This window comes from Oleiphilus sp. HI0117, from assembly GCF_001635235.1.
Genome location: NZ_LWGA01000550.1, coordinates 1 through 579 on the forward strand (window position 1 = coordinate 1; position 579 = coordinate 579).

A 579-nucleotide genomic window follows, 5' to 3' on the forward strand; every position below is an offset into this window, starting at 1 on the left:
TGATAATCACCTCAATCTCTTTTACAGCTGGCTTCGCCGGCTCTGCACTGGACTGCGGTAAATCAATTTCCAAATGACTCTCTTTGGTGAAGGTGGTAGACACCATGAAGAAAATCAATAACAAGAACACCACATCAATCAGTGGCGTTAAGTCTACTGATACCTCTTCACCGGACTGACGTTTAAAATTCAAGAGCTCTGTTCTCCATCACGTGAAGGTTCACGGTCACCATGGATAACTTCGACCAAGCGTAAAGACTCTTGCTCCATATCTACGACAATCTCATCTACACGGCGTAAGAAATAACGGTGGAAAATTAGAGCAGGAATAGCAACTGTCATACCCGCGGCAGTCGTTATCAATGCTTCAGAAATACCACCCGCTAGAGCAGCGGCATTACCGGCACCTTCTAGCTGCAACTGAGCAAAGACTTTAATCATACCAATAACGGTACCCAACAAGCCCAACAAAGGCGTAATCACAGCAATCGTTCCAAGTGCCGTTAAAAAGCGTTCCATTTCATGCACCACATGACTGGCTTCTTCCTGAATGCTCTCTTTCATGATCTCTCGACCATG

At 45.4% G+C, this 579-nt stretch carries 2 protein-coding genes; both read right to left on the reverse strand.

What is annotated here, in order from left to right:
- Positions 1 to 193: biopolymer transporter ExbD (locus A3757_RS06110; protein WP_197469864.1), on the reverse strand; the 193-nt coding region annotated here is incomplete at its 3' end.
- On the reverse strand, positions 190 to 579 hold a 390-nt coding region (locus A3757_RS06115; RefSeq protein WP_197469866.1), incomplete at its 5' end, for a MotA/TolQ/ExbB proton channel family protein. The genes A3757_RS06115 and A3757_RS06110, both read right to left, overlap by 4 nt.